This window comes from Streptomyces sp. NPDC037054, assembly GCF_055606745.1.
Map to the genome: position 1 here is coordinate 85,724 of NZ_JBVJSJ010000016.1, position 23,582 is coordinate 109,305.

Below are 23,582 nucleotides of genomic sequence, written 5' to 3' on the forward strand. Positions count from 1 at the left end.
CAGTCACCGCAGTCATCCTGATTGTGGCGCCGGAAGAGCGTCATTGGACTTCCCTGCGGCTATTGTCGCGGGTCGCGTTATCACGGGTGCTGCCGCCGGCTGCAACCCCACCGTCAGTTGCTTCCACGTCCGCGATGGGACCGCGGAGCGCCGGCGGATGAGTGCTGGCTGAAGCAGTGGGGCCGGTGACGACGGAACCTGTTCCAGTCGCATTGCCCGTTGCGTCACCGCCCGCGGCAACACTGCCTGGACCGGTCGCCTTCACCACAGGCCGCCCGCCTCCGCTCGCGCCGGAAGAAAAGCGAAGGGCCAAAGCACTGACCACGGACAGGGCGAAACTGCCGACTCCGAAGACTCCGCCGACCACACCGCCAAGCTGGTCAGCCACGTCCAGCCCCGCGCTGAACGCCACGATCGTCAGTACGAGCAAGGCCATCCCGACGATCAGTCCGACCCACCACCAGTGACGTGCCGTCATGATCCCTCTTCTCCACATCCGGCCCCTCATACGGCCGCTGCTCAACAGGTCGTCCGGATACGGACGACAGCTTCCCTCCATCACGCAGGGTAGAAGCCCGGATCTTTACCAGGGGAGGGTTTGCGCATGATTCCCACCCCGGCATGGTGGGGCCGTTCTTGAGTTTGATCCGGCATCTTTGCCGTTTCCGGGGTGTGCTCGGCTGCGCAGCGGGACGGTGTTGCTGTGGCGTGTCAGAATCCTGCGCGGTCGGGCCAGGCTGCTTCCTCGGGGCTGGGTCGCGGCTTTCATTCACTGCAGGGCGTGGTGGTCGCTTCCCGGCCTACGGACGCGCGTCGTAGAAGCGGTCCATGCCGGAACATCTTGTGCCGCCGTGCCGGGCAGGGGCAGCTGACCGTTGAGGAGGGCGCGGATCGCCTCCTCCAGGATGGCCACCGTCCGGCGCAGTTCGTGGTTCTCCTGCGCCTTCTCGTCATCCCGGTCGGGACTGGCCTCGAAGGCGGCGTCCATAGCGCGCAGCCGCTCGTCGAGGGTGCCTTCCGGAGGCGGTGTGTGTCCGAGGGCGGCCATGCGCGCGTTGCGCTCGGCGAGCCACTCGGCGAGCTGTCCGCGCTGCTCGTGGGTGAGGCCGTCGGTCGGCTGGTCATCCATTGTTTCCTCTCCTTCCTGCTAGCTCCTTGGCCCTCGGTGGGGGCCTAGGCCGGGGCTTGGGCGCTGTTGGCGCTGCTGCTCGTCCTCGGTCGCCCGGCGGGCTTGGCGGGCGACCGCAGATGCTCGGGGGGACCCCGCCTCACCGGTCGGCGGCAGACCGCGCTGAGCGCGCTCGGTCTCCCGCCGCGCCCGCAGTTCGGCGAGCCGCTGCTGGATCCGCGAGCGCTGGAAGAGCGTCAGGGCGTCGTGCAGCTCAGTCCACTGCGCGCGCAGCCCGGCCTCCTCGGGGCTCTCTCCGAGGGGGTCGTCCGCGTCAGTCTGGTGCAGCATGCGCCACCCCACCAAGGCGGCCACCAGCTGCCGCCACTGGGCCTTCTGCTCCTCGTCCTGCTCGTCGGGCGCTGGTATCTGCTGGACCCATTGCTCCGGCGGTTCCTCGTCGTCCAACACCAGACGCAAGGCGACGTCGGCGAACGCCGCGGCGGCGGCCGTGACCGCATGCCGGTCGTCGGCGTCGGTGAAGCGAGCCTCCAGGAGGCGGCGGTGGAAGTTCTCAGCGGTACGAGCCGCGATGCGTATGCCGGAGACGGGATCGCCCGGCCGGGCGCGGGCGGCGGCCCACGCCCTGGTGCGCCGGCCGACCTCGTCGATCCGATCCTGGAGGGTCGCCCAGGCGTGGGCGTCGCGCGGGTCCTCGGGCTGCTCGCCGATGCCCTCGACGGCGTCGTCCAGGCCGTGCCGGACCCGCCAGGCATCCGCCAGCGCCGCGGTGCGCTCCCACAGCCTCCGCAGCTCGGTGCCGGTACTCGGGACAGGGCCCAGCATGCGCGCCCAGGCCGGGGGGTTGGCGGCCAGCAGCGCGCCGTTCTGCTCCAGACGCTGGGAGAGCACGATGCGGCGCTCGACCAGATGGGCGCGCCAGGCTTCGGGGGTGTCGGCGTCCCGTACGGCGACCGAGGGGGCAAGCCAGTCCGGGAGGGGGCCGGAGTTGTCCGGCGCCGGGGCGGGGCCGTGGGGGAGCTGGTCGCGCAGGCGCCGCTCGGCGCGGATGTGCTCGGCGATGATCTCGGCGCGGCGCAGTCGCTGGCGGGCCTCGTCCTGCCGGTGCAGGTTGGCGGTCAGCTCGCGGCGAGTGACCTCGACCGGCTGGCGGGCCGTGTGGCTGGCGCCACGCCGGGGCTCGCGCTGCCAGTCCTCGCGCATGCGGTCGAGAGGGCGCATGTCCCGGCGCAGCTTCTGCTCGCGGCGCAGCTCGGCGTGTTCCGCGGCGGCGGTGCGCTCGGCGGCCTGATCGCCTTCGAGGGCGGCGCGGCGCATGCGATGCCGGGCGTCGGCGATGGCAGCGGCGAGGTCGGCGCGGGTGAGGTGACCGTGCGGCCGGCGCGGCCACGCCGGGTGCGGCAGGCCGTTCACGACGATGTGGCGGGGCTGGCCGGCCACCGCCGCGTCGGCGCGGTGCAGTTCGTCCAGTGCCTCGCGCCGCAGGCGCTCGGCGCGCTCCAGAAGGCGGTCGAGCAGCTGCCCGTCGAGGTGCTTGAGCGGGCGGCTGCGGCCCGGCTCCGACTCCCGTTCGGCGGCACGCTCGGCGGCAGCGCGGCCCTCTTCCCCCCGGGCGTCGATGCGCCAGGACAGCACCGCAGCGACGTCCTCGGCGTCGGCGAAGTCGCGTTCGCCGTACGCGGCGGCGAGCAACCGGGCGGCGTCCCAGCCTTCGGCTTCCGCCTTCTTCAGCGAGCGCTCGACCGCGGACCAGGCGTCGGAGTCGATGAACGCCTCGGCCGCGCCGCCCAGGACGCGCCGGGCGAGGTTCTTGAGGCGGTGACTGACCGCGCGGGCGTGGACGTCGGTGTACTCGGCGGCGAGGTGGCCGATGCTGTAGGCGCGGTCCTGCTCGGCCTGGATGGTCTCGTGCGCGGAGACCGATCCGCGGTTGCTGCGTGCGACGGTGTCGAGCACGTCGCGCATGCTCTGGCCCTCGTCCGCGACCACGTGCAGCCGGTTCGACAGACGCCCGCGGGTGGCCATGACGTACGCGGACTCGCGGCTGGTCCTGGCGGTGATCAGACCGTGCGCGGTCGCCACCGTCAGGCCCTGCGCGCGGTGCACGGTGGAGGCGTAGCCGAGTTCAGCGTGCCGTCGAAGGTAGGAGGCCGGGAGCACCACACGGCCGCCGTGGCCGGTGTGCCGGACGGTGGCGTTGCCCGCCTGGTCGAGGGCTTCGACGCGCCACTGGTCGCCGTTCTTCACGAAGTCCAGGCCTGCGTTGACCGTCAGGCGGCGCTGGTTCTTGCGGGTGACGATCAGGTCGCCGACGGCCGCTTGCAGGTCGTCGCGCAGGGCGGTGGAGCGGGTCAGGTCCAGGCGGCCGGAGGCGATCTGGAACGCCTGGGCGCGCAGGTTGAGTTCGCGGACGGCATCGGTGTCGTCGGCCATCATCAGCGAGTGCAGGCCGGCCTCGGTGTCGGTCTGCCAGGCGGCGAAGACCGAGTCCAGCATCTCCTGCGGGCCGCCGCCGACGATCCTGCCCTGGGCGAGATGCCAGGTCCACGCGTCGGCTGGATCGCCGTCGCGCAGCGCCAAGGTGGCCTCCGCTTCCCCGTCGGTGTGGAAGCGGTGCAACTGTTCCAGTTCGACCGCGCCGACCTCGCGGGCCACCAGCCGCAGGGCGCCGCCGGACTCCACCGCGCCGAGCTGCGCGGGGTCGCCGATCAGGCGGACCAGGGCGCCGGCTGCTTCGGCCTCTGCGACGATCCGGGCGAGGTTGCGGGTTCCGGCCATGCCCGCCTCGTCGACGATGATGACGTCGCCCGGACGGAGCTGGAAGGCGTCCTTGACCTTGCGTCCTTCGGCGAGCAGGTCGCGCTGGGCGAGCCAGCTGTGCATCGTGTGGGCGACGGTGCCCAGGTCGTCCTTCATGACCTTCGCCGCCCGGCTGGACGGGGCCAGAGGTATGAGGCGTCCGCCGCCGGCGGTGACGGCGTCGCGCACCAACTGCAGGGCAGTGGTCTTGCCCGAGCCGGCCGGACCGATGCCGATGACGACCAGCTTGTCGGAGCAGGCGAACGCCTGGGCCAGGCGACGCTGGCCGGGGTCGAGCGAGGGCCCGCCGAAGCGGTCGGCGACGGCGGTGAAACGGTCGGTGGCCAGCGGCGGGATGACCGAGGTACGCGCCGCGTTCAGGATGCGCGACTCGGCCTCCAGGACTTCGCTGGAGGTGTAGAGCCGGGACTCGCGGCGCCGGTAGATGCTGCTGCCGTCGGCGCGTAGCAAGGGCGCGAAGGGTTGGTGGAGCTCCGGGGGAGTCAGGTCGATCGAGCCGTGCGCGATCACCTGCCGGGTAATCCGCTCAGCCAGCCCCCGGGTGTCGCCACGGCCCCGGGTCAGGCGAACGACATGGCGCCGGGCCTCGGCGAGCACATGCCGCTCACCCCACACCGAGCGCTCGGAGGAGATCACCTGCAGCACGTCCCGCGCGGCCTGCTCGACGTCGACCGCGGCGGCCGGGTCCTGATCCGTGGCCGAGCGGCGGACGATGGCACGCAGGTGCTCCACCAAGCCGTCGACTCGCGCGGCGCCGAACAGCGCGATGGCCTCCTCACGCCAGGCCGCGCGCAGGTCCGACAGGGCACGCGCCTTCTTCTTGTGCGGCCTGGACATCTGCGCGGCCTGCTGGATGAGGGCCATGCGGGCGCCGGTGTCGGGCTCCTTGCCATGCCGACGCCGGTACTGCTGAAGCAGCTTGTCCAAGTCCTTGCGGATGTCCTGGGCCCGCTTGGAGAACGCCTCGATCAGGTCGTTGTCCAGGCCGCTGATGGCCATCACGGGCCGCTTGCCGGGGGTGACCTCCCGCTCCTCAGCCTGTACTCCGAGTCGGCGGCACAACTCCTCGACCACACGTTGGTTGTACAGCTCGCTGGCTGCAACTCCCATCGCGTACAGCAGCTTGCCGTCGATGCTGCGCCACTTGCCATCCAGACCGCGGACCTTGTTGGCGACGACGACATGGTCGTGTAGCAGCGGATCGCCGCGGCGGCTGTCGTAGTGCCGGTAGCGGGCGGCTATCAGGCCGCCGCGCACGTCTTCCTGCGCGATGCCGTTGATGCCGGTACGGGTCGCCAGGGCGTTCTCCTCGATCCAGGCGAGCGTCTCGGTGATGGCCTGCTCGTGGGCGGCCTGCACCTCAAGACGGGTTTCCTCATCGCCCAGCGCCCACAGGACGGAGCCGTACTTGTTGCGGAACACCAGGTCGTAGCCCGCGACCGCTTGGCGACCACAGGAGGTGTTGGCGCTGATGTAGCGGCTGAGTTCCTCGGCGTCCTTCGGGGCCCGACCGAAATCCTCGCGGAAGGCTATGGCGCCGACACGCCCACGTATGCGCTTGCGCTCGGCGTCGGTCGCCTCGCGTCTCTCGCGCGTCTCGAAGTCCTGGATCGCATCCTGGATCAGGGCGGCGAGCGGGCCTTCGGTCTGCTCGTACTGGTAGTACCGCCGGCCGAGCCGGGCCTGTCGCACGGCGGCGGCCGGACTGAGCCCCTGGGCCTGGGCCTCAGCGATGATGCGGTCGGCGTCCGGGTGCAGACCCTCACCGAATAAGGCCTTCATCTGGGCCTCGGTGACGGTGCCTTGGACGCCAAGTTCGTCGGCCCCGCCGCCAACCCAGACGCCGGGTGGGTTGCCATCGGCCGTGTAATAGTCGCTCAGTTCACGCTTGCCCGAACGGCGTTCGTCGCCGGTGGCAATTTCACGTGTGTAGTACAGGTAACCATCCCCAGCGCTGAGCTTGTGGATGGTCATCATGCGCTCAGCCTACCTTGTGACATTGTGAATGCAAGAGCTTCGACCGCGCCAACGGCGCGGTCGGGTGGAGTGAGTTGGGGAAGGCGAGGAACGAGCCGGCCAACGAGCAATCCCGGCCGTGCCGTTGGCGCGGTCCGCGCAGCGGTGGTGGTTGTCCTCAGGGGCGCTCTCCTGAGCGGCCCTGAGGACAACCACCACGTTCTGGTTTTCCACAAGGGGTGATCCGGGCTGTCCGGGAGCGAACCTCCGACTCGCGGACAGCCCGCCAGACGGCTGGTCAACTCGCCGTAGCATCGGCCGTTGTGTGGGGACCACAATGACTGTGTACCTACCGATGGGGAGGGCATCCATGGCAGAGCGGAGGACCACCCGCCAGCTCAAAGCGAGGGAGAAGGCTCGGGCCCGCACGGCGGAGCGCCGGCAGCGCGAGCAGCAGTTGGAGGACCTGGCGACTGCCTGGTTCGAGGCAGAGGACGAGATAGCCGACAAGGAGTCCGCGGCCGAGGAGAAAATCAGGAAGTACACCGAGAAGGTGCGCGGGGAGGTGGAGAAGGAGACGGGGAAGCTCCGGGAGCAGATGAACGACGTCGTGGGCAAGATGCTGGCGCTCACCGGCGTGCGGTCCGTGGCGGAGCGCCTGGGCGTGCCCGAGGCCGCGGTACGCGAGATCAAGGCGTCCTTGGACGGCGCCGCGAGCGCTCCGGCGAGCGCAGAATTGCCGTCGGCGCCGATGCCCGCGGTGGCGCCGTCGCCGTCGGTGCCGCCGCCATCTCCGGTGCCAGCCGTCGAGACGTCCGCTCAGTCAGATGAGTCAGTGGCCCTGCCCGGCTGATGCACACGCACCGCGACCCCCGTCCTGACTGTTACCGGTCCAGGTCGGGGGTCGCGGCGTGTGCGGCGTGTGTCACCGGGTTCCGGGCGCCGGTGGAGTCACCCAGGAGCTCGGGTTGAGCTGGCCAGGTGCGGGCGCGGCCGGAGGAGCCGTTACCGGGCTGGTGTACTGCTGTTGGGGGACGTAATACCCCGTCGGCCGACCCGGGTCGGCCAGCCGGTGTATCCACCGGATCTTGGCGCCTGCGGTCAGTTCGGTGCGCCACGGGTGGTCGGTGCTGAAGAGGATCCACAGCGGTTCGCCGTCGCGGGTCGTCTTCTCGTAGCGTGCGAGGCGGAACCCAACCTGGCTGCCGTCAGGGGTGTCCACTTCGATCGTCATGCCGATCCAGCCGAGATCGAGATCCTCGATCGGCGTCTCCGTCATTCTGCTGCGCGTCACGGGCTCCCCTTTCCCTCGGGCACGTGATGCTGTTCGCGCTGATCAAGCGTGACAGTACCTCGGCCCAGGGACATGATGCAGCGCGCATTACGACATCCACGCCTCGGGGCCTGGGGACACCGTGCCGGTGTCCCCAGGCCCCGAGGGCTGCGGTCGTGGCGGCGGCTACGCCTGCTGGCCGTCGGCGGTGCGCGGGATCATCACATACAGCGTGTCGGCGAAGTCGTCGAGATGAAAAGGCTCTTCGTCGGAATCTTCTGGGCCGGTGACCTCGCGGCCGATGGCGGTGATGTGCAACGCGGTGCGTCCGGTGTGTTGCGCGGAGATGGTGAACATGGCGCAGTCCGGACTGCACGCCCCGCACGCCGGGGAGGGGTCGGCGTACCGAGGAATGTGGGACTGCAATGTCGCGCGGCCGGGCTGCTGGTCGTCCAGCTGGAAGGCGCCCAGGATCACGTCACCCTGGCGGAGCTGGTCGGCTCGTACGATGCGGGCGGTGCTGGCGTCCAGGCCGGGCAGCGGGTGCGGGTAGGTGGCCAGGTATGCCGCGATGAACAGGTCCGTGCCGGGGCCGCCGGCGAGGTTGCTGCTGGTCGGACGGATCGTGTCGTCCAGCAGGTCTACCTCCACGGTGGTCTCGCCGTCGGTACGGACCTCGAAGACGGGTGGGAAGGCTTCGGGATCGCGCAGCATGTCCCACGCCTCCTTCGCGGCGCTCAGCGGGTCGTCGGCGCAGACGTCCTCGTTCGTCCAGCAGACCTGGTACGTGGTCATGTCCGGCTCCTCTCGGGTGTCAGTGGCGTGCTGTTGGTGGCGGAGCCGCCGGGAACTTGCCCTGTCCCTCGGCGGTGTCCGGGAGCCACGGTGGGATCCAACCTGCGCTGTGGCTCCAGGGGCGGGGGCCGGGGCGGCGCGACCGCGCGCCGCCCCGGCTGGCGTAGATCAGTAGATGAGGAAGGACTCCGGGTTCTGGCGGGCCATCGTCAGGAGGGCAGCGTCAGGGCCGCCCTTGGCCATGATCAGCTCACCGGCGAGCACGTCGATCTCGTGCTCGGTGAGCGCCCGGACACCGGACTGCTCCAGGAACTCGTCGATCGTGTCGAGAACGTCGTCGGGGTGGGTGAAGTGCTCGACCAGGCCATGGATTCCGGCCGGTTCGCCGCCCTTCCACAGCTGCACGGACAGGGTGCGCAGCACCGGGTCGAAGACCGGCACGATACGGGTGCTTTCGTCCAGGTCGATTGCGTTGCCGTAGGCCATCGCCTCTGCATTCCCTTCGGATCGGATTGGTGGTGGAGTGCCGGGGGCTTGCCCTGCCCACTTTTGGTATAGGTAAATCTATCTCTTGAGTGGGGGAGTCAACCATTCTCTCTTGTTGGTCAGCTGCGCGGATTTGGTGCGGGAGCGGTCAGCCGAAGCTCACCGTGGTGCCGTCCAGGTGGACCGTGCCGAACCGGTGCGTGGCCGCCGAAGCGTGCAGGCGCTCGCGCGTCTCCTCGGGCACGTCCGGCAGCGCGAGGAGCGACCGCGAGGGGATACCGTCGTTACCGCGCGCCGACATCCAGAACGCTTCTCCGGCCCGCTCGGCCGGGATGTCATTCAGCGCCTCGGCGTTGTCGGAGATGAACGCGGCGCACGCCCGCATGAACGCCTCGCGCTGCTCCAGCACGACACTGTTCACATCCAGGTCCAGGCCCTCAACGTGCTCCCACTCCCGGCCCGGAGTGAGATCGGGGTCGCCGGGTGCGGGCTGAGCCTCGAACCACACCGCTTCACGCAGCGCTGCGGCGCAGAAGTCGAACCGGTACGTGCTGCGCTCGCTGACGTTGGGGGAGACCTCCGACCAGGTCCACTCCCATGCGCCGATGGCATACCGGCCGTCCTCGCCGGGCTCCACGACGGTCGCGCAGGTGGCCGGGCCGTCGCTGTGGATGTAGCCCCAGCGGATGTGGAGCACGATGGCGGCCTTGAGCTCCTCGCCGTCCTCGGACATCTCCGACAGCTCCGGGGCCTCGATGACTCGGATCTCGTCCTGGTGCGCTCGCCCGAACTCCTCGATCAACTTCCGGCAGTCGGCGGCTATCTGCTTGACGGTCTCAAGCGTGAAGCGCGGAGACAGCCAGCCGTTCCAGCGGTTGGACTTGTCTACCACGGCCTCATATACATGCTCGCCGTCGGCGGACACCAGAACCTTCTCCATGGTGGTCAAAGCGCACCTTTCTTCCATGCCTGCTGAGTCGGGCGGCTGCCGTCGTCAGGCTCCGGGCACCACCCCGGAACGACCCCTCACCGAGGGGTTTCGGCAGTGAGGAACACGGAGTTCGAGCGGTGCCCGGCGCGCACGGCCGGGCACCGGGGTCAGCGCATGTTGAGCAGCACGGTGCCGTAGGGCGTCTGGTGAAACTCCGTGATGCATGCCTTGCGCAGGTCAGCCGTGATGACCGTCCACGGGATCGGCTCGCCGTCCTCGATGTTGCTGAGGTCGAGCACGGTGCGGCCCTGGTTGTAGGCGGTCTTCACCGCGTCCTCGGCGCTGGGGCCGATCGAGATGTACCGCTCGCGTATGTCCTCCCGGATGGACCGGCGCTCTTCGCGGCGATCTTCCGGCGGCCACTCGGCGGGAACCTCGCAGTGGAGCGCGATCCACGCGAGTGCCCGCTGCTCGTGGGGGAGGGTGTATGGGGCGGTGCTCACGGAGTGCATGAGCGCGCCTCGCTTCCTGGCGTGGTTGGCGATGGAGTGTCGGGGGCTTGCCCTGCCCCCGGTCGACGTAGAGGTGTTCGGTGCGGGTGCCCGGCGGCGGGCCGGGCACCGGTGTGGCGCTACTTCGAGTCGGCTACGACCCAGCGGGCCGCCTCCTTGCCCTTCCTCGGCTCGCGGATGACGTAGGGCGCGGCATTCCAGCGGTACGTCAGGATGCGCGGGCGCCAGCGCATCCGTCCGCCGACCAGTTCACCGCCGGTCTGCACATCGGCGGGGTACTCCTCGGCGCCCAGCTGGCTGAGGGCGGATGCGGTTAGGCCCAGCAGAATGCGTCACTGCGCCGGCCGCTCCGGCTTGGTCAACACCTGCGTGCCGTCGCGCTGCGTGTACGCCACGCCGAGATCCTGGAGCGCGGCAAGCGCCGTGTCCCACAGTGAGTGCACGTCATGCCGCTCGGCGTCGTCCAGGTTCGGCGACTTCGCCAAGTCCTCGGCGCGCTGCGCGATGTCCTCCAAGTGACAGAAGAGGATTTCGAGGCTGTCCATGCCGACGCTCACTTTCCGGTGACGATGAACTCGGTGAAGCCGCTTTCCAGTGCAAGATGCAGGTCCACCGATTCGCCGGTACCGAGCTCACGGACCCGTTTCTCGATCCAGTCGCCGCATGCTTCAAGTTCCAGCCGCTCGCACTCGGCGGAGGGGTCGGCGTCCGGGCACTTGTGGCCGTCGTTCCAGAATCCGTGGGCCTCTCCGAATTCCTCCATTCCGGAGAATCGCATTCCCTTCCCAGTGTTCTTCAGGAGGGTGATGGCGTCCTCGGAAATCCGGGACGGGTCGTCGGTGACGTACTTGGTGCGCTTCGCGCAGCGGTACGCCTTCTTGGAGTCGGGATTCTTGACCTTGGTGAATTCACCGATGTTCACCGCATACATGAGCGGGCTTCCTTTCCTGGCTCGCCGCACGCTTTTCACGCGCAGCTGGTGGTGGAGTGTCGGGGGGCTTGCCCTGCCCCGTCTCGACGTAGGTAAATCTATCTAAATTGGGTGGGGGAGTCAACCCCAAACCCTCCCCGACTACAAGGAATTGGCTCCGCTATCCGCACCCGCCACCGGCGGTCGTGCAGCGGACGAAACCCCCTCGCCGACCGGCCCGCACCCGGCCGACTGCCCCCGTCACCCGACCAGCAGAAGCCGCAGGACCGCCCCCCTCCCCCTCCCGGCAAAAAGAGATTCTGAGGGGGTGCCGGACGAAGCGCAGGGAAGGAACGGAACCTTTTTTCACCGCGACGAAGGAGCGGCGAAAAAAGGTTCCGAGACGACCTTGCGCACAGTCCGCCGCACCCCCTCACAATCTCCCCGCCGGGAGGGAACAACCCGCACCCCGACAACCCACTCCCGCCACAGCCGGCCTACAGGGGCCGCACAATAGCCCCACCACTTCGGCTGGCTGACGGCCAGCCCGTATCGTCACCTACCCCCATTGACACAAACCACCGTCACACTGACCTCACTAGGGCCTCCGCCTCCTGGCGTCGGTAGTACTCCGTGCCGCCGACGACGAGAACGGGTTTCGGCGCCGTGCGGCGTCGCAGCAGTGTCTTGACGCGTTCGCGCCGCTGCGGCGGGGTCATCTCGTTGCGGACGGCGGCCGGGAACAGGTCGGGGATCTGCCTGCGAGCGATCAGCCCGTGCTCAGGCATCACCACCTGGGCAGCCTGCGACAGGTAGCGGGTGGCGACGTCGGGTGAAACCCTCAGCCGAGTCGCGACGGTCTCGGTGGTCAGGTTGGTGCCCTCGGTGATGGCGGTGCGCAGCAGGTCGGCGACCTCGGCAACTCTCCCGGATGGAGCCTGCGTGGCGTCCGCGCGGCCTGCGCTCTTCCCGCTGTAGCCGGGGCGCTCGGCGTCGTACCAGGCGAACCACGCGGCGACGGCGGCAGCGTCCCGCGTGTGGTCCTCCGCGGCGGGCGGGAAGGGGTGACTCGGGTGATCCGCGTACGCCTGGGCCAGGTTGCCGATGGCGCCGGGGGTCACGCCGCGCCGCCGAGCGATCTCGACACGGCGCCACCGCTCGCCGGGGGCGTGCGTCATGGGGCGCGGCTCGGCGGCCAAGCGCGGGCCGGACTGCACGTCCGTGGCCCCCTCCTTGTCGCCGAAGAGCCGCACGCGAACCCACTCCGCTGCCGTCTGCCTGTCGATGAGCTGGGTGCTGCGGGCACCGACCCGGGTCTTCGCCTCGGGGATGGGGTGGGCCTCCAGCCAGTTTCGGATCGTCTTCGGCGAAACGCCAGCGAGGTGTTCCAACTGCTTACGGGTCACCCAGGGGTCGTGCAGCGCGGCGAGCCGCTGCTCGAACTGCTCTCTCGTCGTAGTCATGGTGGTGTCATCCTGTCGTATCCCGAGCCGTACACTGATGGACGCTGCCAGCGGGAGACCTGATGTGGCCTCGTCGTTGGTGGTGGAGAAGGGCCGGCGGTTTTGCCCGAGCCAGCACGCTTCGGCGGGGCTGGTACGAGCTTCGGCTCGTAACCGTCGGCCCGCTTTGCCGTTTGCGGCCGGGGCGGGGTGTTGCCCGCCGCACCACCCCGCCCCGGCCCGGTAGGTCAGGCCGTGAGCCTGCGCAGATAGGCGTCCGTCGCTTGGTCGCCCAGGTGGCGGCGCATCGCGGTCCCGCGCGGCTGAGGGGCGATCGGCCCGAGCGCCTGTGCCTGGGCGACGACGTCGGCCATCGCAAGATCGACCTTGAAGCGGTGTCCGATGCGCGTCTCCAGATCGGCGTAGAGCGCGGCCATCCCGGGGCGCAGCCGGGCGGCGCACACGAGATCGTCTTCACTGGCCAGCACACAGAAACTGCAGCTCAGGCGACTCATGCCCTGGTCATAGACCGGGCTGTAGGGCAGCGCGGACTCCGCAATCTGCTGCCAGACCTGCTCATCGGACCACGTGTGGATCGGGAGCCAGGTGAACACCGACCGCCCGCGGGTGGTGAGCGCCGAGTCCTGTGTCAGCGGGAGCTTGCGCTTGCGCTTGGAGGACTCCGCTGCCCGGATGCCGAGGCAGTCCAGCACGATGCCCCGACGCCAGAAACCGGTGTACCGGCCGTCGAAGCTGCGGATGACCTGCCGGACCACGTCCCGCTTGTGATAAGCCGTGCAATATCGAGCACTTGCGCTAGGCCACATGCCGCGCTCCTCGACCTGCTCCAGAAGGTCGCCTTGCTCGCGGCTGCGGACCTCGAAGCGCCGCCCGTAATGCCGCGCGTGCAACTCGGCGAGCTCGCGGGTGCCGCTCCATTCGACCCGGCCCAGGTCGCAGTGCACAACCACGATCTTGTCCAGCGTGCCGACCTGGGCGGCCAGCCCGGCGACGTAGGAGACCATGGCCTGCGAATCCTTGCCGCCGCTTGAGTTCAGGACGACAAGATCCGCGTTGCGGAGCAGGTCCAGCGGATCGTCGGCGGTCATGGTCGGCTCCTCGAAGAGCGACATCTGGGCGGTCGTCATCGCACGCCCCCCGCAGTGCTCGGCCGGCTCGGCGTGGCCGGGTGCGGCGCCAGCATGCCCAGACTGACGGCAAGCGCTTCGATCTCGGCCTCCTCGCGGGTCTGCTCCGTCACGGCGCGCCGGACCGAGGGGGAGGGCAGCGCGCGCAGGCCGCGCACGACGGCGAGGGCCTGGGCGGTCCAGCGGGCGAAGCTGACTTCATCCGTGACCACCTGGCTGGGTGTGGTTTCGGACATGTGCGTCCCTTCATTGAGGTGGAGAGCCCGGCGGCGGCTTGCCCTGCCGTCCGCCAAGGCGTGAATGCCCGGGGTGCCTACACCCCAAAGCAACATGGGTAAATCTATCTAAGTGTGCGCCTGGGAGATGACAGCAGGCCGCCCCGCCCGAATGGGGCGGCCTACGGGTGCTTACAGGACGGCGCTGACGGCGTGACCGAGCCACTGCGGGACGTTGCAGCTGACGGCGTTTCCGGCCTGCATGGTCTTCTCGGCCTTGCTGCGGCCCTTGACGATGTAGGTCTCGGGGAAACGCTGGGCACTCATCTGCTCGCGCCACTGGAGCATCCGGAAGTGGCAGTCCTCGATCTTCACCGCTGGGCGGAGCAGACCGGCGGAGTCGCGGGTGGACAGGGTGTGCAGCGGCTCGCTGGTCCGCTTGGCGGTCGAGCCCTTCCGGAACGGGATCACCAGGCCGTGGTGGTTGCCGCCCGCGGTGACGGTGGCGAGGGGCCGATCCACGCGCTCGGCGGTGGCGTGGTTGCGGAACTCAACGATGAAGGGCGGGGCGGCCAGATCCGCGGTGGTGGCGTGCGGGAAGGTGCCGGGCGGTACGACGAGCCCTTCGCCGATCTTGACGGTGCGCGACGGCAATGGGGTGAGGTCCGGGCGGAAGGCGCGGCCGTCGTGTCCGCCGTGGTTGACGGTGACCACCGAGGGTTCGTCGGGGAACATCTCCAGACCGGCGGCGATGCGGTCCATGGTCGTGGGCGCCAAGGGGCGCTTGCGGTCCCCGATCCGGGTCCCCAGGTTCGTCCAATCGATGATGTCGGAGGCGGGCCGAACGTAGGGCTCGACGATCACGGCGGTGTCGTGGTTGGGGCAGGTGTAGTCGTACTGCTGGCCGTACTTGCCGATCCGGGTCTCGGTGTGGCCCGGCCGCCAGGTCTGCCGCGCGTACACGTCCTCGTCGCACTCCTCGCACCGGGCCAGGGGCCGTGGGGCGACGTCCGGAAGGCGCATGCCGAACCGGGTGAAGACGATGTAGAGGCGGTCCCTCCACTGGGGGGCGGCCGGGTTGAGCTCGTCGCCGATATGCGCAGAGCTGACGCAGACGATCTGGTAGTTGTAGCCCAGCTTGACCATGCCGCTCAGCCACCAGTCGAACAGGATCCAGTCGGTGGCGAACTCGGTGACGTTCTCGATGAGCACCGCCTTGTACCGGTGCACCTCGACGGCGCGGATGACGTCGTAGGCGGTTGCGCGGGTCCGCTCGAACGCGGCGTCGGGCAGCGAGCGCATTTCTTCCTCGGTGAGCCCGCTGACCTTCTTGCTGCGGCGGCGGCCTCCGGCGGGCGAGATCTCGGTGCAGATGGGGCTGGCCCACAGCACATCGGTGCGCGGCAGGCGGCGCATGTCGTAGTTCGAGACGTCGGCGCAGACGTGCTCGGCCTGCGGGTGGTTCGCCGAGTGGGTATCGATCGCGGTCTGCCAGTGGTTGGCGGCCAGTTTCAGCTCCCAACCTGCGTTGACGAGGCCGGTACTGGCGCCGCCAGCGCCACAGAAGATGTCGGTGAAGGTGATGCTCAAGGTCCGTCCTGGTGGAGTCGGCGTGCCGGGCCCGGTTGCCCTCCGGGCCAGGCACGGTGGTGCGCTCAGCTCGGCAGGAGCTGTTACCCGCCGTAGGTCTGGCAGGCGGTGACCTCGGACAGCAGCAGGGCGCTGATCCGGTTGACGACGACGGCCGGGAGCTCGACCGTCGCCGGGTCGTTGCCGTCCCGGCGCGCGATGGTGATCAGCGCGCCGCCGTCGTTGGCCAGCTCGCCGTGGTGGCGCGGAAGCCGGACCAGCTCCTCCAGCAGCCACGCAACGGTGGCGGGGGAGGTGGCGTCCTGCTGGAGGCGGACCGGCGCCCCCAGCGGGTGACGGCCGCCGTAGCGGGCCATGACGCTGGCGACGTACCGGGCGACATGGTCGGCCATCACGTCCACGTGGGCGCCGCCGAGGCTGGCGCCCCGGGGGCGGTTGTGCGGCATCGAGTCGTACACCACGGCGATGTGGTCTTCGGGGCCGTAGTGCTCGACGTGCCAGCCCTGTACCTGCTCAAGTCGGGGAGGAAGGATCTCGTCCGCGCCGATCAGCAGGTATGTCAGGTCCGGCAGCCCGATGCGGATCTGGAAGCCCCCGCCGTCGGCGTGCGCCAGCTCCGCGTCAAGGCCGCGCCCGCGCAGAGCGTCGAGAACCCTCTGGTACTGGGGCGCGATCTGGCTGCGGGAGTAGGCGTAGTTGATGACGAAGCGGATCAGCGGGGCCGGGTCGGCGGTCCAGTCGAGGTAGCCCGACTCGTCGGTCGCGGTGCCGAGGAAGGTGCGCCGCCGCCAGAAGAGCCGGGGCCGCCCGCTGTTGTGGCCGGCAGTGATCCAAAGCTGGTCCAGGCTGCTCGGCAGGACGATCACTAGCTGCCGCTCACCCTCGGCGACCTGGACTTCCAACTGGGCCTGGGAGCGCAGTTCCGCGCCCAGCCGGGAGATGGGAACGAGTTCCACGAACCGTCTCCTTGTGGTTGGTGGTGGAGTGTCGGGGGGCTTGCCCGGCCCCGTCTCGACATAGGTAAATCTATCTAATCGCGCTGGGGGAGTCAACCCCAAACCCTCAGCAACCACAGCGAATTGGCTCCGCTCTCCGCACCCGCCACCGGTGGCCGTGCAGCGGACGCCCCCCGCCGACCGGCCCTCACGCGACCGGCCCGCACCCGGCCGACCACCCCCGCCGCCCGACCAGCAGAAGCCGCAGGACCGCCGCCCTCCCCCTCCCGGCAAAAAGAGATTCTGAGGGGGTGCCGGACGAAGCGCAGGGGAGGAACGGAACCTTTTTTCACCGCGACGAAGGAGCGGCGAAAAAAGGTTCCGAGACGACCTTGCGCACAGTCCGCCGCACCCCCTCACAATCTCCCCGCCGGGAGGGTCGTCGTGTATATGGGCGCGCCTTGTCTCTCGGCCGGCCAGGAGAAACCTGCTCAGTGGATACAGCTGGAGTGCTGCGACAGCATGATCATGCCTGGAGGGTCAGAGAGCCGTCGGCGGTGTTCGGTCGGCTAGCATGGCCATACGGCAGACGAGCCGAGCGGACGGCCGCGTGGAGCTCCCGCAAGGGGGCTTCCCGAGGAACGTCCGGACTCCACAGGGCAGGGTGGTGGCTAACGGCCACCCGGGGTGACCCGCGGGACAGTGCCACAGAAAGCAAACCGCCTGGGGCTCCGGCCCCTGGTAAGGGTGAAACGGTGGTGTAAGAGACCACCAGTGCCCAGGGTGACCTGGGCAGCTAGGTAAACCCCACCCGGAGCAAGGTCAAGAAGGGGGCGCCCAGGTGCCCCTGCGCGGACGTTCGAGGGCTGCCCGCCCGAGTCCGCGGGTAGACCGCACGAGGCCAGCGGTAACGCTGGTCCTAGATGGATGGCCGTCTCCCCGGCCACCGTGAGGTGACCGGGTGACAGAATCCGGCGTACAGCTCGACTCGTCTGCCGCTCCACCAGAGTTGCAATCGACGATCTCGGACGCATATCTGCTGGTTCAGTCGTCTGTGAGAGCTCTTCTTTGGCGAAGTCGTTCCCGGAGAGCACCGACCATGGGAAGGGTCATTCCACTGAAGACGAACAGCACTGCAAGGCCGCTTAGTGTCGGGCTCACGACTTCCTCGATCTTTAGCGGCCAGGGGTCCTCAAGGACGTAGAAGATGATGTAAGAGCCTTTGCAGACTGCATAGGCCATTCCGAGAATCGCGGCGATCGAGGAGAGCGCGAAGCCGACGCTGCTCCAAGGGCGGACCCCCCAATTGCGTCGTGACGTTCTCCCGCACATGAACATCAGCTCGCCGCAGGTGACCAGAACGTAGGAGAGATAGATAAGTAGGTAAGCAGCAACCTTGGGGTTGTCGACGTACTCGGTCGTGAACTGTATGCCGGGCCGGTTCGCCGCAAGGAAGAGCGGTACCATGATGGCTAGTTCTAACACAGCAGCGAAGCCGCGCTGGAGTATTGCCGACTTGAGGTACTCAGGACGGTAGGCCAGATCAACCATCGTGATTTGAATCGCAGCGCACCAGAGGATCGCGCAGACGTGGGCTACAAGCTTGCCGGCGTTGGGCGTGCCTGTGGCGTGCTGCAGTTGGTTGGCCACCGCTGGTACGGCGCACAGCACACCAAGCGTGCAGATGGCGAAGGCGATGGCGATCGCCCAGGTGGCAACGCGTGGATTTCCCACGGCTCTGCGAGTGCAGAGGGCAGTAACCAACAACCCTGCTGCGGTGCAGGTGCCGAAGACTATGCCGTCTACCACTTACAGCCCCTCCAGTGCATCGGCCGCGTAACGTGCGGCTTCATCCTTGCTGCGGCGCCGTCGACGCTTGCCCTTTTCCTTTCCGGATTCAGCGTTCGTCGCCGGCTCCAGGCCGAATTCGGCCCGACGCTGCTCTAGGGCTGCAATGATGTTGCGCAGCTCACTCTCTGGAAGGCCATTGAGCAGCGCTAGGACGCGGCGTGCGTCAGGGTTTTCGAACGCCTCCAGAGCCGCCAGGTCGTTGTAGCTTTCGTGCGGAAGAAGATGTGCCGGCGGCACGTTGTTCAGCGCTTTGCACAGCGCAACGATCGTGCCCACGGTCGGGTTGTCCTGGGAGCCGTTGGCCAATTTGGCGATAGCGGCGAATGACACAGACGCGTGCTCGCCGGGCAGCTCGTTCACTGCCGCGGACAGTGAACGCGACGTGTGAGCACGGCCGTCGGCGTCCAGACGGCTGGCCATCAGGGCTCTCAGCTTTTCCGCCAGCGACGGGCCGTTGTAGCTCACCACAGGTAGAAACTCCCGGACGTACTCCGCAAACCGTCCTGTCGATGACTGCACACGACCACGTACCGGTCTCTCACTCTGCCGAAGGTCAACTGCTGTGTACTTTAGTTGACATGATCGGGGGCGCAAGGCAGGATCCCGAGACGGAGGAACCCTGTGCAGCAGTGTGACTACCGCATGTCGTCGCTGACCGCCATCGATCGACCCTTCATTGAGGCTTCGCCGAAGGGAGGGCCTGCTGATGGCTCCTGCACAGGTGCCTCCCCATGGTCTGGGGCTGACGGCCCAGTCGTAGTGCCGCACCGGCAGGGGTGGAGGTGGAGTCGACAGTGAAGAGCAGTGATCAGATGCGTCAAGAGGTCTGCTGTGGGACGAGCCCGGCCTCGCCGACAGCGCTTAAGCACCACCGCTGTAGCGGGGTTGGCGCAACCGACCACGACGGATGAGCGGAAATCGCTGTGGTGCTTCCGGTGGAGTACCGGAGCACGTTGGTTCTTCAGTAGGTAGGGCCGCAGTTGCGCGTGGAGACTGACCTTTACAGAGACCACGGGGGCGATAGCGATGGCGATGCCGGGAGGGAGCCGGCGGGCAACACGGAACGATGCGTTCCCCAGGGGGGCACAGACCACCCTGGAAAACTCCCACAGAAGCACTGAGTCGGTCGATGAGGGTGTTGATCACGTACGCGGCGAACATGTGTCAGGCTGCTTCACGCGGGACAGCGCAAACGGGAGTGCTGCGCCAAGCGGCGTGTGGCTTGGCGCGGACGACGGCACGGTGCTCCTCTTCCCGGTCTCTGCCGGCGTCGCCGGGTCCCCGTTCCGGTCGAACGCAGACAACCCTCAACTGGACGCGGACGATCAAGCCACTCTTGATGCCGCGAGTTGGCTGATGCCGAAGCTTCCGCGCGAGCTGATCGCTGAATATCTGGGCCTGGGCCTTCCGAGACAGTGATGTCTGCCCGCGATTACGGAAGCTTCTGCGCGGTGAAGCTGATGGTCGGTAATCGTCCGAGTGGCACCGAGCGGGGCGTTGGGTTGCTACGCCTCTCTGTTCTCTAGGCGCTGAAGCTGCGCAATCACGGGCAAAAGTGCCTGTCGGCTGGACGGCAGCAGCTCGTGACACTTCGTTGCGATTTCGCGCACAACCTCATCCTGTACTGCAAGGAGTGCATTGGGCTGACGGAGAACGTTCGTGGCGGTCGTGAGCTGTTCCTCCGTGAGTGCCTCGGCAGCCTCAAGGAGTCGCATCATACGAGGTATTGCGTCCAACAATCTTGGCTGGCTGGCGAGGTCGCTCAGGATCTTGCGCTGCTCCGAGCTGAGGGCTCTGGCTCCCAGAGCGACCTTGCGTACACCTTCGTCCCCCAGCGCATCAAGCGTCTGAAGGCGTGCGAGCAGTCCCTGGATGGTCTCGCGATCGGCGGCGCCTGACTCCACGTTCTGCAGCCTGATGTTGCGCACACCTAGACGCCGTAGCTCTCGGAGGAGATCCATCTGTGCCTGGGTGTCGTCTTCGAAGGCGATCTCATCATCGACGAAGTACGAGATGCGACGGTGGAAGTACTCAGAGAGTGCCTTCAGGTGGCGCAGCGTAACGTTCGTGCCGGGCTTGCCCGTCGCCAGCTCCCATAGGTACGGACCCGAGATCGGGACGCCGGTCTGCTCCGAGATCTCGCGGGCCAGAGTGTTCCAGGATGGCGGCTTGCCCCCCTCGGCGGCGAGCCCGTCGCGAAGGGCGGTCAGCTTCTCCGCGAGCGTACGGGGCGCCGCGCCCTCGTCACCGCCGGTACCGGGCATCGTCGGCCCGCCCTCCTCTCTTCTCAGGTTTCGGTCGCTCTAAGCGCGTACGGACAGTATCAGCCATCTACGCACGTGAATATCACCATGGGAGCAGGTCGCGTCAAGGTGACCTCGCCACGGTGCGCATGGCGGCTAGACCAATAGCTCCATGCTGGGTGGTCACCGAGCAGGGTCGAGGGTAGTCGCCTGGATGGGCCCTCTACAGGTGTTTACCGAATCTGTTGCCGTGGACCGGCGAGGTCGTCGATGCACGCTCAGCCCTGAGGCTCCCCGCTTGCGGGCAGGGGGAACGGCACAGGCCGATGCGCCGCTACTGGCTGCAGGCCGTGCGCACTTGCCGCAGACGTCGTCGTCAGGTGCCGGAGGCGTCCAGGGCGGCGGCGAGGCGCTGGTAGAGGCGGTCTTGAGCCTGAGGGTCGTAAACGGGAGTTACCACTGTGGTGGTGAAGTTTTCGGGGGTGAGAGCGTTGAGTCGGAAGGGGTCGAGGGCGCTGGGGTCTTTGAGGTCGTAGCGGGTGTGGCGGCTGCCGTATTTGCCGACGGTGAGCATGACGATCCGCCGCGTCCCGGCCGCGGACAGCAGCAGGCGGGCCCATTCCAGGGACATGCCGTGAGTGGTGAAGTCGTCGAGGACGACGACGGTCTTCGTGGCGAGCTTGCCGCGGTACTTGGGGCCCAGGTGCACGGTCTGGGCCTGCGTGGCGATGGAGATGTCCTGGGCGGACTTGCCCTGGCTGGCCTTCCAGCGCTCCAGGCTGGTGTCCGGGGCGTCGGCGGCGCGGATGAGGAGGTCCTCGCGGTAGTAGCCGTGAAAAAGAGCGGCTGCCTTGTCGAGATAGGTCTGCAGCCGCTCGCTGACCTGGCCGCTGGTGCTGCTGGGGTAGATGCAGAAGTAGGGATTGGCGGGGATCAGGTCTTCCAGGTAGGCGTTGGCCAGGACGTACAGCATGAGGATGCTGCGTGCGTCCGCGTCGCCGATCTGCACCTTCTTGTTGTAGGTGAAGACGTCCTGAAGTTTGAAGGTGGGGCCCGGCGAGGTCGAAGGCAGCCTCGCGGAGGCGGGCAGCAGCGAGCGCAGTGACCAGTTGCCCTGATCGGTACGGTGTGACCAGCTCGGATCCCCGCAGAGGAACATCTTCAGGAATCTGTCCACGTCACCGGGGGCCCGGGCGACGAGAGAGGTGGTGCCGGCGGGCATCGAGGCTGCCCAAGCGGCGTGCTGATACATGACGCCGGAGTTGATGGCGGTGCGCCAGTCCATGGCGGTGCAGCCGATGTACAGCAGTTCGTGCCGCTTTAGGTGCAGGGCGGTGGTGACGGCATCGATCCAGGCAGGTGAGCCGCGCCGTTTGCCGTCCGCTATGTGAGACTGGTCGACAACCAGGCTAGGGGTGGGGTAGCCGAGTTGCTGTATCTGCTCTTTCTGGGCTGGTGAGAGCGGTTCGGTGGAGAAGATGCACCACTGCAGTCCCTGGGCGGCCAGGCTGTGCAGCAGCGCGGCAGCGTCGGCAGCCGCGGATGTACCGAGCCTGAGGATGAGGGTTTTGTAGTCGAAGATGACTGCCTTAGCGGGCATGACCACCATCTTCCTGGCCCAGCAGGTCGTCCAGGCGCTGCCGTAGCCGTTGTAGGTCTTCCGGGTGCAGGGCGCGCAGCTCCACCTCACGGCTCAGTTGGCGTTCGACCAGACTCAGGCCGAAGGTGGTGTGGCCATAGGAATCGGCCGCGCTGCGCAGCAGGGTGTCCAGGGTGCGCCGTCCGGCCGCAGTGAAGGGGGCGATCAGCCGGCCGGTGGGCTCGTTGCCGATCAGGTCGGTAAGATCGCCCGCGCCGGGCCAGGTGAAGCCTATGATCGGGCGCCGGTAGGTGGCCGCGAAGCGCACGGTATGGGCTGTGCCACCCGTGCGTTTGCCTTCGGTGGCCACGACGATGTCTGCCAGACCTGCCTGAAGGCGATTGCGCTGGACGAACTGTGCCTTGCGGTAATGCTCTTGGGGTAGGTACTCGCTGACAACCGCACCGCCCGAGCGCACGATGCGGGTACGGATGTCAGCCGTCTCGGCCGGGAAGACCACGTCGATGCCATGGCCGAGAAAGGCCACGTTGCGTACTCCGTCCCGCAGAGCGGCCTGATGCGCGACCGCGTCGACGCCATTGGCGAGACCGGACACCAGGGTGATCGGGTAGGCGGCCATGGTGCGCACAGCGGCCTCGGTGGCACGCACGCCATCGGGTGTGACCTCCCGGGTACCGACAACCGCGACGTGCGGTCCCTCGTACAGGGCGCGGGAGTCGCCCTCAACGAACAGCCACAAGGGCCCGCCGGGGAGCTCGGCAAGCCGGGCAGGCAAAGCGGACGGACCAATGATCCGGACGCTGCGCCGAGCGAGTTCGTCGGCCTTCGCCCTGGCTGCCGCCAGCAGTTCTGAGCGGCTGACGTCGATCTCCTCTGCGATCCTGCGGGCGGCGGGAACTCTTGCGCGGGCGAGTTCGGCGGCCAAGCGGCCACCGGGAAGCTCCCAGACCCGACCGAGTTGCTCCCGGTGTTCACGCACCAGCGCATGCAGCCCCTTGGTTCCTAGGCCACGAGCGGAACCGAGGGCAAGCAGAGCAACGGCAAAAGGCATATCGGTGGCTGGCAGGTCATCGTGGGCCTGCCACAGTGTGGGCTGCCCACCCGGAGCGGGAAGCCCACGACCGTTCTCGGTGCCGCGCTGATCCACCCCAGCACCCTATCCGGCGTGCCGGCGCAACGGGCGGTCAAGGCCAGCTTCCGGCGCGCGTGCCGCGGGCAGTCCAGCCCGGCACCGAGATCCTCTTCTCGAAGGGGTAGACGCCCGGCCGCGTTGGACTTCGAGGCCGGGCCGGCTGCCTGGACGTGTCCCGAGGAATGGAGACGTCACCACAGGGTCAGCGGGATTCCCGCTTCCTCCGCGGCACGGATTCTCTCTTCGATGCGATCTTGCGATTCGCCGGCTTTGAGGCCCGCCAGGATCGCCGAAGCGATGGCCCGTGTTCGGCCAGCAGCCCCCCGTACGTCTGCGAGTGGTCCATGGGGATTGTGCCGCCGTCGCGACCACTCGGCTCGGTTCTCTGCGGCTGTCCCCAGCCGCAGATGGGCGGGATTCGTGCAGCCGTGGAAGTCGCAGGTGTGGCAGATGACGGGATCCTCAGCGGAGGACCATCCCGTCCGAGTGACCACGCCGTTGGCCAACTGGTAGGCGAAGAGGTGAGCTGGGACCGTGCCTCTGCGGGACGGCCCCGGCAGGCTGGCGGCGCGGAATGATCCATGGCCGGTTGAGCTGACGGCGCCCAGCCATGG

At 68.1% G+C, this 23,582-nt stretch carries 22 protein-coding genes and 2 other RNA genes; 2 read left to right on the forward strand and 22 right to left on the reverse strand.

Annotated features, from left to right (window positions below; all coding sequences use genetic code 11):
* Positions 1-40: 40 nt before the first annotated feature.
* From ACZ7D7_RS30620 to mobF, 3 genes are all read right to left on the reverse strand, one after another.
* Positions 41-478 (reverse strand): hypothetical protein, encoded by a 438-nt coding sequence (locus ACZ7D7_RS30620; RefSeq protein ID WP_470828546.1) that lies wholly within the window; start codon positions 476-478, stop codon positions 41-43.
* Between the two features lie 291 nt (positions 479-769).
* Positions 770-1,129: a hypothetical protein gene (locus ACZ7D7_RS30625; protein WP_359387073.1), complete on the reverse strand. Its 360-nt coding sequence runs from the start codon at positions 1,127-1,129 to the stop codon at positions 770-772.
* A gap of 18 nt (positions 1,130-1,147) precedes the next feature.
* The gene (gene mobF / locus ACZ7D7_RS30630; protein WP_470828548.1) at positions 1,148-5,926 is read right to left on the reverse strand and encodes a MobF family relaxase; all 4,779 of its coding nucleotides are present in this window, start codon (positions 5,924-5,926) and stop codon (positions 1,148-1,150) included.
* A gap of 349 nt (positions 5,927-6,275) precedes the next feature.
* On the opposite strand from mobF, the gene ACZ7D7_RS30635 reads away from it, so the two are divergent.
* Positions 6,276-6,758: a hypothetical protein gene (locus ACZ7D7_RS30635; protein ID WP_470828550.1), complete on the forward strand. Its 483-nt coding sequence runs from the start codon at positions 6,276-6,278 to the stop codon at positions 6,756-6,758.
* A 72-nt stretch (positions 6,759-6,830) separates the two neighbouring features.
* Here ACZ7D7_RS30635 and ACZ7D7_RS30640 read toward each other — a convergent pair whose 3' ends face one another.
* The 14 genes from ACZ7D7_RS30640 to ACZ7D7_RS30705 form a co-directional block, all read right to left on the reverse strand.
* On the reverse strand, positions 6,831-7,199 hold the full coding sequence (locus ACZ7D7_RS30640; RefSeq protein ID WP_470828551.1) for a hypothetical protein: 369 nt from the start codon (positions 7,197-7,199) through the stop codon (positions 6,831-6,833).
* 165 nt (positions 7,200-7,364) lie between these two features.
* Positions 7,365-7,973 carry a hypothetical protein gene (locus tag ACZ7D7_RS30645; protein WP_470828552.1) on the reverse strand — a complete coding sequence of 203 codons (609 nt, stop codon included), beginning with the start codon at positions 7,971-7,973 and terminating at the stop codon, positions 7,365-7,367.
* A 168-nt stretch (positions 7,974-8,141) separates the two neighbouring features.
* Positions 8,142-8,459, reverse strand: coding sequence for a hypothetical protein (locus ACZ7D7_RS30650; protein ID WP_189896521.1), 318 nt, complete (start codon positions 8,457-8,459; stop codon positions 8,142-8,144).
* A gap of 148 nt (positions 8,460-8,607) precedes the next feature.
* The gene (locus ACZ7D7_RS30655) at positions 8,608-9,408 is read right to left on the reverse strand and encodes a hypothetical protein (RefSeq protein ID WP_470828553.1); all 801 of its coding nucleotides are present in this window, start codon (positions 9,406-9,408) and stop codon (positions 8,608-8,610) included.
* Positions 9,409-9,438: 30 nt separating this feature from the next.
* Positions 9,439-9,504: hammerhead ribozyme type II (locus tag ACZ7D7_RS30660), an RNA gene on the reverse strand.
* 53 nt (positions 9,505-9,557) lie between these two features.
* The gene (locus tag ACZ7D7_RS30665) at positions 9,558-9,902 is read right to left on the reverse strand and encodes a hypothetical protein (protein WP_470828555.1); all 345 of its coding nucleotides are present in this window, start codon (positions 9,900-9,902) and stop codon (positions 9,558-9,560) included.
* Between the two features lie 119 nt (positions 9,903-10,021).
* Positions 10,022-10,168 (reverse strand): hypothetical protein, encoded by a 147-nt coding sequence (locus ACZ7D7_RS30670; RefSeq protein ID WP_470828556.1) that lies wholly within the window; start codon positions 10,166-10,168, stop codon positions 10,022-10,024.
* A gap of 66 nt (positions 10,169-10,234) precedes the next feature.
* Positions 10,235-10,447: a hypothetical protein gene (locus ACZ7D7_RS30675; protein ID WP_470828557.1), complete on the reverse strand. Its 213-nt coding sequence runs from the start codon at positions 10,445-10,447 to the stop codon at positions 10,235-10,237.
* A gap of 8 nt (positions 10,448-10,455) precedes the next feature.
* A complete protein-coding gene (locus ACZ7D7_RS30680; RefSeq protein ID WP_470828558.1) occupies positions 10,456-10,833 on the reverse strand; it encodes a hypothetical protein in 378 nt (125 codons plus the stop codon).
* A gap of 563 nt (positions 10,834-11,396) precedes the next feature.
* Positions 11,397-12,275 (reverse strand): hypothetical protein, encoded by an 879-nt coding sequence (locus tag ACZ7D7_RS30685; protein ID WP_382230854.1) that lies wholly within the window; start codon positions 12,273-12,275, stop codon positions 11,397-11,399.
* Between the two features lie 227 nt (positions 12,276-12,502).
* Entirely contained in the window at positions 12,503-13,402 is a 900-nt protein-coding gene (locus tag ACZ7D7_RS30690; RefSeq protein ID WP_470828560.1) for a phosphoadenosine phosphosulfate reductase domain-containing protein, read from the reverse strand.
* Positions 13,399-13,638, reverse strand: coding sequence for a hypothetical protein (locus ACZ7D7_RS30695; RefSeq protein ID WP_382230856.1), 240 nt, complete (start codon positions 13,636-13,638; stop codon positions 13,399-13,401). Before ACZ7D7_RS30695 ends, ACZ7D7_RS30690 begins: the two co-directional genes overlap by 4 nt.
* A 171-nt stretch (positions 13,639-13,809) precedes the next feature.
* A complete protein-coding gene (locus tag ACZ7D7_RS30700) occupies positions 13,810-15,207 on the reverse strand; it encodes a DNA cytosine methyltransferase (RefSeq protein ID WP_470828561.1) in 1,398 nt (465 codons plus the stop codon).
* Positions 15,208-15,290: 83 nt separating this feature from the next.
* A complete protein-coding gene (locus ACZ7D7_RS30705) occupies positions 15,291-16,163 on the reverse strand; it encodes a hypothetical protein (protein WP_470828562.1) in 873 nt (290 codons plus the stop codon).
* A gap of 569 nt (positions 16,164-16,732) precedes the next feature.
* Here ACZ7D7_RS30705 and rnpB point away from each other — a divergent pair.
* Positions 16,733-17,137: RNase P RNA component class A (rnpB, locus tag ACZ7D7_RS30710), an RNA gene on the forward strand.
* A 49-nt stretch (positions 17,138-17,186) separates the two neighbouring features.
* On the opposite strand, the gene ACZ7D7_RS30715 is transcribed toward rnpB, so the two are convergent.
* From ACZ7D7_RS30715 to ACZ7D7_RS30735, 5 genes are all read right to left on the reverse strand, one after another.
* On the reverse strand, positions 17,187-17,951 hold the full coding sequence (locus tag ACZ7D7_RS30715) for a hypothetical protein (protein WP_470828564.1): 765 nt from the start codon (positions 17,949-17,951) through the stop codon (positions 17,187-17,189).
* Positions 17,952-18,461: a helix-turn-helix domain-containing protein gene (locus ACZ7D7_RS30720; protein WP_470828565.1), complete on the reverse strand. Its 510-nt coding sequence runs from the start codon at positions 18,459-18,461 to the stop codon at positions 17,952-17,954. It lies immediately after the preceding gene.
* A gap of 1,037 nt (positions 18,462-19,498) precedes the next feature.
* Positions 19,499-20,257: a hypothetical protein gene (locus ACZ7D7_RS30725; RefSeq protein ID WP_470828567.1), complete on the reverse strand. Its 759-nt coding sequence runs from the start codon at positions 20,255-20,257 to the stop codon at positions 19,499-19,501.
* Positions 20,258-20,612: 355 nt separating this feature from the next.
* Complete coding sequence (locus ACZ7D7_RS30730; protein ID WP_470828568.1) at positions 20,613-21,836, reverse strand: hypothetical protein; 1,224 nt, start codon at positions 21,834-21,836, stop codon at positions 20,613-20,615.
* Complete coding sequence (locus ACZ7D7_RS30735) at positions 21,826-22,983, reverse strand: DNA-processing protein DprA (protein WP_366837047.1); 1,158 nt, start codon at positions 22,981-22,983, stop codon at positions 21,826-21,828. The genes ACZ7D7_RS30730 and ACZ7D7_RS30735 overlap by 11 nt, the downstream gene beginning before the upstream one ends.
* Positions 22,984-23,582: the final 599 nt, after the last annotated feature.

What these genes read in the sequence shown, in the direction of transcription:
- ACZ7D7_RS30695 (WP_382230856.1), bottom strand. Translation starts at nt 13,638, where the DNA reads ATGTCCGAAACCACACCCAGCCAGGTGGTCACGGATGAAGTCAGCTTC.
- ACZ7D7_RS30725 (WP_470828567.1), bottom strand. Translation starts at nt 20,257, where the DNA reads ATGCCCGGTACCGGCGGTGACGAGGGCGCGGCGCCCCGTACGCTCGCG.
- ACZ7D7_RS30675 (WP_470828557.1), bottom strand. Translation starts at nt 10,447, where the DNA reads ATGGACAGCCTCGAAATCCTCTTCTGTCACTTGGAGGACATCGCGCAG.
- mobF (WP_470828548.1), bottom strand. Translation starts at nt 5,926, where the DNA reads ATGATGACCATCCACAAGCTCAGCGCTGGGGATGGTTACCTGTACTAC.
- ACZ7D7_RS30690 (WP_470828560.1), bottom strand. Translation starts at nt 13,402, where the DNA reads ATGACGACCGCCCAGATGTCGCTCTTCGAGGAGCCGACCATGACCGCC.
- ACZ7D7_RS30680 (WP_470828558.1), bottom strand. Translation starts at nt 10,833, where the DNA reads ATGTATGCGGTGAACATCGGTGAATTCACCAAGGTCAAGAATCCCGAC.
- ACZ7D7_RS30730 (WP_470828568.1), bottom strand. Translation starts at nt 21,836, where the DNA reads ATGCCCGCTAAGGCAGTCATCTTCGACTACAAAACCCTCATCCTCAGG.
- ACZ7D7_RS30650 (WP_189896521.1), bottom strand. Translation starts at nt 8,459, where the DNA reads ATGGCCTACGGCAACGCAATCGACCTGGACGAAAGCACCCGTATCGTG.
- ACZ7D7_RS30645 (WP_470828552.1), bottom strand. Translation starts at nt 7,973, where the DNA reads ATGACCACGTACCAGGTCTGCTGGACGAACGAGGACGTCTGCGCCGAC.
- ACZ7D7_RS30625 (WP_359387073.1), bottom strand. Translation starts at nt 1,129, where the DNA reads ATGGATGACCAGCCGACCGACGGCCTCACCCACGAGCAGCGCGGACAG.
- ACZ7D7_RS30665 (WP_470828555.1), bottom strand. Translation starts at nt 9,902, where the DNA reads ATGCACTCCGTGAGCACCGCCCCATACACCCTCCCCCACGAGCAGCGG.
- ACZ7D7_RS30685 (WP_382230854.1), bottom strand. Translation starts at nt 12,275, where the DNA reads ATGACTACGACGAGAGAGCAGTTCGAGCAGCGGCTCGCCGCGCTGCAC.
- ACZ7D7_RS30620 (WP_470828546.1), bottom strand. Translation starts at nt 478, where the DNA reads ATGACGGCACGTCACTGGTGGTGGGTCGGACTGATCGTCGGGATGGCC.
- ACZ7D7_RS30635 (WP_470828550.1), top strand. Translation starts at nt 6,276, where the DNA reads ATGGCAGAGCGGAGGACCACCCGCCAGCTCAAAGCGAGGGAGAAGGCT.